We start from the raw sequence: 6,479 nt of genomic DNA, 5'->3' as shown, positions 1-6,479 counted from the left end.
TAATCCGCTGGATTTGTCAGCCAAAATAAACCATCGGCAAAGCCGCTGAACCCGAGTATTTGCCAGTATTCAAGTAGCTGGTCAGGCAGTTTCCCTCGATACGCTTCTATATCAGCGGTAGTCGCGGGTACAGTTGTTGTTGGTTGCCTAAATTTGCTTAGAAAATAATCTAAGGCGTCATCATTCGTTTCTATCATGGGCTCTCTACTTTTTGTTTAACGGGCAGCGCTCAAGTTGAATGTTTAACTTAGCATTTGGCCCATGTTTTTTAAATGCTTTTTCTATTTGCTCATCCATTAATTGCACGCGTGTTTTATCCCCTTTTTTACTTCCTATAGCTCTGCTTTGGCCCACTGCGGACCTAAAGAGCCGTTGCAATGGTCGTTACCATGTTGAAGCGAGCGGAATGAGAGTACATAACTAACAGCTAAATGGTGTCTGTGGATGTGTTGTGCAGGCACGCAAAAATGTATGGCTAAACACTAATCTTAAACGATTCTAGCGCTCAGCCTTACAACATCCATGTTGTTAAAAAGCGGGTTTATTTTTACTTGAATTCAAGTTATCAATGAGTACATTTACTGCGCTGTGATTACTTCATGAACGGTATTCTCACGCTCAAAGTTGAGATTAAATTGGCCTTGGCGATTAATGGTAAAAATAGCCCGCGTCCAGTTTTCTGGTTGGTGCTTTGTGGCTTTATCAAATACTTGTTTGAATAAACCGACTATCTCGTCTGTCACGGTAATTGGTTGTTCGCTTGCATCATCCGCTGTTTGATAGTGAGCTTTGCATTCAAGCTCGCTTTCATCTTCGCAGTTTAAAATAAGTTGTGCTTCAAGCTACGGCTATTTTATTTGCTGATAAAGGTACTGACCGAGTTGTTGGCGGATGTTTTTTATGTCTGGTTGCATATGCTGTCCTTAGCGTTGTTTGATTTATTCAAAAATATTTGCTGTTTTAAGTAAAGAGCTTATCGCCAAAGTTAAAGTCGGGAAACTTTCTAGCTCTTCCCACGTGAAAGAGTCTACAATCTGAAATTGATTTACCTCTAAGTGATAAACCACCCTTGAGCTGCTTTCATCACAAAAAGCGACGAAATTACGTAAAGATTCTTCTACATGAAATTCTTGATTGGCTTCAATAATTCCAGCTAAGTAATATGGTTCATTTTGTTCTTTAGCACTATAGAGATTTAATCCATTTACAGAAAAGCCATTTGATATTTTTAATAGATCTAAAAATTCACTTGGAGGTTGAAACTTGAAGGCTTTGGTGAAATACGCACTAAAAGCTTTTACCTCATCCAAACTGATAGGCGTTAGAAAAAAACCTTCGCCAAAGTGAGTTTGCTCTTCTGAGTTTTTCTCTATCAGGTAATTAATTAACTTTTTTATATCACTCATAGTAACTTTGGTCTGCCCCTACATAGAAACTTAAAAAGGTCAAAGAGATCTAATAAAAGGGCTTTAACCCATAACATTTTTGCATGCTAAGCTAGCGCTACTTAAGCCTTTTCAAATCAAGTTTAATTTTGCTGAGATAGCTGTTTTTCATATAATTGCTGAATGTCTATTTCGGCTTCTTCAATATAGTCACAGTCACCATAATCAATGGCAAGCTTCAGTCGTTGCTGAAATAGATTGGTTGATTTTTCAATTTCGCCTAATTCAAATTTAAGCACGGCTAGTTGGAATATGCTGTTAAACTTATTTATAAAAGTATCTTCAGGGTAACCACAGTCTGTTTTTGACATTTCTTTTAGGTAATGCTCAGCATCTTCCATCAAACCAAGTTCGTAACTATTGTTTGCTAAATTATTTAAAATGAGATGTTTTATTTCTTCTAAATCAGGATTACTCAAAATTTCTTTATTAAGCTGCAACGCTTCTTCATATCGCCCAACTTCATGGAAGCAAGCCGCTTTTAATGCAATTAAATTAGACACTTCTTTTTGAGTACGGTGGTTAGCATTAGCGATTGCTGCTTGTAAGTATTCAAGTGCATTTTGATGTTCATTGAATTCACTATATGCTTCGTATAAGCGGTGATTTAAAGAAAATACTTGCTCTTGATTTAACTTTTTTAAAGTTGCATTTAATTCCAAAGCTATCGTTGAGTGACTAATAATTTCAGATTCATAATCATAACTCTTAGAGTAAATCATTGATAAGTAGTAATTTGCGTATAGCTTTTCTTCATTTGTTTGCGAACTAGCTAATAATTCACTTAAATCCTCTCGCATTCCAGAGAAGCTAAACATACGTTCAGGGTCTTCTATCGTTTTACCCAACTCGAGGATTTTAGATACAAGGGTAGATTTTTTTGACTTAAATATTTTGTTTAGTAATGTAGAACCCACATTGAGCTTTTTCATTTCATTCATCCTTAAATTTTAAATTGGCTTTCTAGTGCATTTACGAAGTAACGATGATGTCATGAACGGTATTCTCACGCTCAAAATTGAGATTAAATTGGCCTTGGCGATTAATCGTGAAAATGGCGCGCGTCCAGTTTTCTGGTTGGTGTTTAGTGGCATTCACAAATAGGGTGTTGAATAAACCGACTATCTCGTCTGTCACGGTAATCGGCTGTTCGCTTGCATCGGAAGCAGTTTGATAATGCGCTTTGCATTCAAGTACGCTTTCATCTTCGTAATTTAAAATAAGTTGTGCTTCAAGCCACGGCTCTTTTATTTGCTGATAAAGGTACTGACCGAGTTGTTGTGGGATGTTTTTAATGTCAGGTTGCATGTGCTGTCCTTAGCGTTATGTTCGTTTATAGCTGGACTTCGGACTTCAAAAAGTCATAGTAAAAAAGTCCATCTTCTTCGTGATCTTCAAATATTTCTTTTCCGGCTAACATATAGGCCTTAAGTAAAGCATTTTTACTTCTTTCTTTGTCGTCTAACTGATAATGACATTGGCCAGCTCTAAAGTGAATAAATGGGTTATCGAGTGCTTCAGGGTAGTTTAATGCATCTAACATTGCATCAAGGGATTGTTCATATTCATCAAGCATATAATAACTATCACCGATAGATACTTTAAGCCAAACCGCTTGCTCCCAATCCTCATCTGGGTCGGTGAGTAAATCAAAGGCTTTTTGCCAGAGTGTAATTGCGCCTTGAAAGTCTTCTTCATCAAAAAGATCATTGCCTTGCTCGCAATACTCATCTATTTGGTCATGTACGTTCATTGGTTATACTCATTAAAAAAAGTTTTGTATTTTTTAGGTTCATCAACGAAGCAGCGACCTCTTGACATGTCGTTTGCTTTATTAAACCATTGATAAGAAATTGGTAATTGTTCCATTTCATAATAAATAGTAGCTTTTAAAAAAATAATTCCACCGTGAAACCCACCTACCTTATTTTTATCTCGATATTCTAAGAGTTGCTCTATGATTTGCAGCGCATCATTGTAAAGTGTTAACTCTCGATACATTTCGCAAATTGCAGTAACAAAACTGAGAGTGACATCCCAATCAAATTTAGGCTCAGGTAATAACCCCCATGCTTCGTCTGCTTTTTTTTTTGCGATGTCAACATTTTTGACTTCTAATGCTTTGTATGCAGAAATATAGAGAGCATCGATTTTATCGCGCAAGTCTATAGGTAAATTTTCCATTATCTTTCCTTACTTTTTCGGGGGTAAATATCTATCGTTAAGCTTAGCACCAGCTGAGCGGTTAATACTGTAATGATCTAGAGTATAATTATTAGAGTCTAACATCCATTCTCGCACTTCTTTTGATTTTGCGCCGTATTGTCTGCCTGTAGTATTCCACCATTTTACTGCATCTGTCGGGTCATGTGCCATATCAGCTTGAGAGAGTGGGTACCATTGATTATCACTCGCTTGAAATTCGGTACCTTTGAATGACTCCCTTATTTTGCCTTTTGCTTTCATCTTCGCAATGACTTTTTTGCCTGTACGAGATGCTTTGCCTGGAGTTTTACCAAGGTATTTCAAGCGGTTTGATATCTTGCGAAGTTTCTTAGGTTTTGTAATGTTTGGGTTAATGCTTTGAGCCCCCTTTAAATCATTCCCTTTCGGCGGCTCTAATTCATTGGCTACTGTTTTCTTCGGTTTCCCTACTACACCTGTACTTGCCGGTGGCTCAAACTCATCGAGGGCTTTGTTTACGCGATTGCCAATTTCATTTGCGGCATTTTTAATGCCTTGGTCAATTTGCGGGGTGACTTCATCAAGTTGTTTGACCATAGCTTGCATGCCGTCAATGGCCGAGTCTGGCAGTAGGAGGTCGTATTTCCAGCTGGTTGAAATATCTTGCAAGGTATCTCTAAAGCTTTTAATAATTGCTTTTACTTCACTGGCGGCTTGCTTGCCTAAATTTTGCCAGTTTATTTCACGCAGGTATTTTACTGGGTCGCCTTTGCCTACTTTCGTTGGGTAAAAAGCCGGAGGACTGCAATAGCGGCTTCCATGGACTCTCCGCTGTTTTTAATTACGACTTTACCTACGCCTTTTATTACAGAGTATTCAATCGTTTATGGAGTAAAAGCTAATACAAGGCTAGGGCGCTAATCTTGAAAGATTGTAGCGCCTAGCCTGACAACATCCATGTTGTTAAAGAGCCGGTAATTATTTATTTGAATCTAGGTTATGAATTAATGTGTTTGCTGTGCAGTGATAACTTCATCATTATTGTTATCCCGCTCAAAGTTTAGGTTAAATTGGCCTTGGCGCGTTATGGTAAAAATAGCGCGCGTCCAGTTTTCGGGTTGGTGTTGGGTGGCTTTATCAAATAGGGTGTTGAATAAACCGACTATCTCGTCTGTCACGGTAATTGGTTGTTCGCTTGCATCATCCGCTGTTTGATAGTGAGCTGTGCATTCAAGTACGTTTTCATCTTCGCAATTTAAAATCAGTTGAGCTTCAAGCCACGGCTCATTTATTTGCTGGTACAAGTATTGCCCAAGTTGTTGGGGGATTTTTTTTATTTCTGGTTGCATGTGCTGTCCTTAGCGTGTTCAATTAGCTTTAATAGATTCTACGAGGTTCTAAGTTCAACATAATCACAAAAGAATGAGAGGAAGGAATCAGCTATTACTCCGTCAACTTGTTTTTTAAATAAATTATAATTAACCAGTTGGTATTCTTTTTCTTGGGTATTAGAATCTAAGCACCAACAAATTTCATTTTCTTTATAAAAAATTACAATTAAATGGGGGGGTAATTCAAATGTTTCCCTGCAATCTAGTGTGTCACCTAATATCGTTCCTCCACGCTTCAAAGTAGCATTATTATCTTCAATACCAGATACCTCCGCATCGATTGTCCCACCTCCACCACATTCTTTTAAAAAACCAACTAATGAAGGCGGGAGTTTTATCGAAATTAGCTGTTCAAGTAGTGCTATTTCTTTCAAGTCAGCCGAACCTTGCCAAAAGGTTTCGTGTTCACTCAAATCAAGTTGTTTGATTAACTCACTATATTTATTCATACAGATTTACCTACTCAAAATCTTTTGCTCTAATCTTCCAGTACTCTTTTTTAAATTTTTCATACTGATATTGGAGCGAAGGGTTATTCCTAAAGCTTTTACCATCCTCGATTAGGCCGTGTAAAGCTTTATGGTGTTTTTTATGGGTCGAAGATAAAAGCTCAACCATTGGGCTTGGCTCTTGTCCCAAAATGTGATGTAAGTTTATTTGCTTACCGTCTTTGCCTATAGGGGCATTACCATTTTTCATTAAATCAAGATTTGACCAACCATCTTCAATTTTAGCTCTAATACTTTTATGTACACTTGAATCAACATGTGTAGGTATTCCTGACGCAAAGTCAAGATCGGTTTTATATATCTTGCGATTATTAACTAAATTTGAGCTGTATTTTTTGTCGGTTGAATTAGAGAGTTTTTTACTTTCAGCCCCTTTTAAATCATTCCCTTTCGGCGGCTCTAATTCATTGGCTACCGTCTTCTTCGGTTTGCCCACTACGCCTGTGCTTGCCGGTGGCTCAAATTCATCGAGGGCTTTATTTACGCGATTGCCAATTTCATTTGCGGCGTTTCTTACGCCTTGGTCTATTTGCGGGGTGACTTCATCAAGCTGTTTGACCATAGCTTGCATGCCGTCAATGGCTGAGTCTGGCAGTAGGAGGTCGTATTTCCAGCTGGTTGAAATATCATTAAGAGTATCTCTAAAGCTTTTAATAACTGCTTTTACTTCACTGGCGGCTTGTTTGCCTAAGTCTTGCCAGTTTATTTTACGTAAATACTGAACAGGGTCGCCTTTGCCTACTTTCGTTGGGTAAAGAGCCGGAATACTGCAATAGCGCCTTCCATCGATTCGTTGCTGTCATTGGCTTTATCATCAAATAATAATTCGTTGTGGGCTGCGGGGGAATTATGTCGCGGGGTAAACCCGCTGCTACGAATGCGTAGACTCGAATTTACTTGTGCAAAAATGAAAGGCAGGGCACTAATCAGCGGCTGTATTAGCGCCTAGC

Annotated in this window: 11 protein-coding genes and 1 pseudogene; all 12 read right to left on the bottom strand. The window is 38.2% G+C overall.

The window, feature by feature from the left end:
• On the bottom strand, positions 1-197 hold a 197-nt coding region (locus H5201_RS21925; protein ID WP_310736959.1), incomplete at its 3' end, for a GAD-like domain-containing protein.
• 7 nt (positions 198-204) lie between these two features.
• On the bottom strand, positions 205-354 hold the full coding sequence (locus H5201_RS21920; protein WP_182740481.1) for a hypothetical protein: 150 nt from the start codon (positions 352-354) through the stop codon (positions 205-207).
• Between the two features lie 224 nt (positions 355-578).
• Positions 579-914 (bottom strand): annotated as a pseudogene (locus H5201_RS21915) (DUF600 domain-containing protein).
• Positions 915-938: 24 nt separating this feature from the next.
• Positions 939-1,406, bottom strand: coding sequence for a YrhA family protein (locus H5201_RS21910; RefSeq protein ID WP_182785393.1), 468 nt, complete (start codon positions 1,404-1,406; stop codon positions 939-941).
• A 122-nt stretch (positions 1,407-1,528) separates the two neighbouring features.
• Positions 1,529-2,377: a hypothetical protein gene (locus H5201_RS21905; protein WP_182785392.1), complete on the bottom strand. Its 849-nt coding sequence runs from the start codon at positions 2,375-2,377 to the stop codon at positions 1,529-1,531.
• A 40-nt stretch (positions 2,378-2,417) separates the two neighbouring features.
• Positions 2,418-2,753: a DUF600 domain-containing protein gene (locus tag H5201_RS21900; RefSeq protein WP_182762738.1), complete on the bottom strand. Its 336-nt coding sequence runs from the start codon at positions 2,751-2,753 to the stop codon at positions 2,418-2,420.
• A gap of 25 nt (positions 2,754-2,778) precedes the next feature.
• Entirely contained in the window at positions 2,779-3,198 is a 420-nt protein-coding gene (locus H5201_RS21895) for a tol-pal system YbgF family protein (protein WP_182719692.1), read from the bottom strand.
• Positions 3,195-3,629 (bottom strand): hypothetical protein, encoded by a 435-nt coding sequence (locus H5201_RS21890; RefSeq protein WP_182719691.1) that lies wholly within the window; start codon positions 3,627-3,629, stop codon positions 3,195-3,197. The genes H5201_RS21895 and H5201_RS21890 overlap by 4 nt, the downstream gene beginning before the upstream one ends.
• Positions 3,630-3,638: 9 nt before the next feature.
• Positions 3,639-4,298 carry an HNH/ENDO VII family nuclease gene (locus H5201_RS21885; RefSeq protein ID WP_259399734.1) on the bottom strand — a complete coding sequence of 220 codons (660 nt, stop codon included), beginning with the start codon at positions 4,296-4,298 and terminating at the stop codon, positions 3,639-3,641.
• A gap of 335 nt (positions 4,299-4,633) precedes the next feature.
• Complete coding sequence (locus H5201_RS21880; protein ID WP_182785391.1) at positions 4,634-4,978, bottom strand: immunity protein YezG family protein; 345 nt, start codon at positions 4,976-4,978, stop codon at positions 4,634-4,636.
• Positions 4,979-5,016: 38 nt separating this feature from the next.
• Entirely contained in the window at positions 5,017-5,469 is a 453-nt protein-coding gene (locus tag H5201_RS21875; protein ID WP_182785390.1) for an SMI1/KNR4 family protein, read from the bottom strand.
• Positions 5,470-5,479: 10 nt separating this feature from the next.
• Positions 5,480-6,091, bottom strand: coding sequence for an HNH/ENDO VII family nuclease (locus H5201_RS21870; protein WP_259399733.1), 612 nt, complete (start codon positions 6,089-6,091; stop codon positions 5,480-5,482).
• Positions 6,092-6,479 lie beyond the last annotated feature (388 nt).

This window comes from Pseudoalteromonas sp. SG43-6, from assembly GCF_014164365.1.
GTDB lineage: Bacteria > Pseudomonadota > Gammaproteobacteria > Enterobacterales > Alteromonadaceae > Pseudoalteromonas > Pseudoalteromonas rhizosphaerae.
The sequence above is the reverse complement of the archived record's forward strand: the minus strand, read 5'-3'. Positions and strand labels throughout refer to the sequence as shown.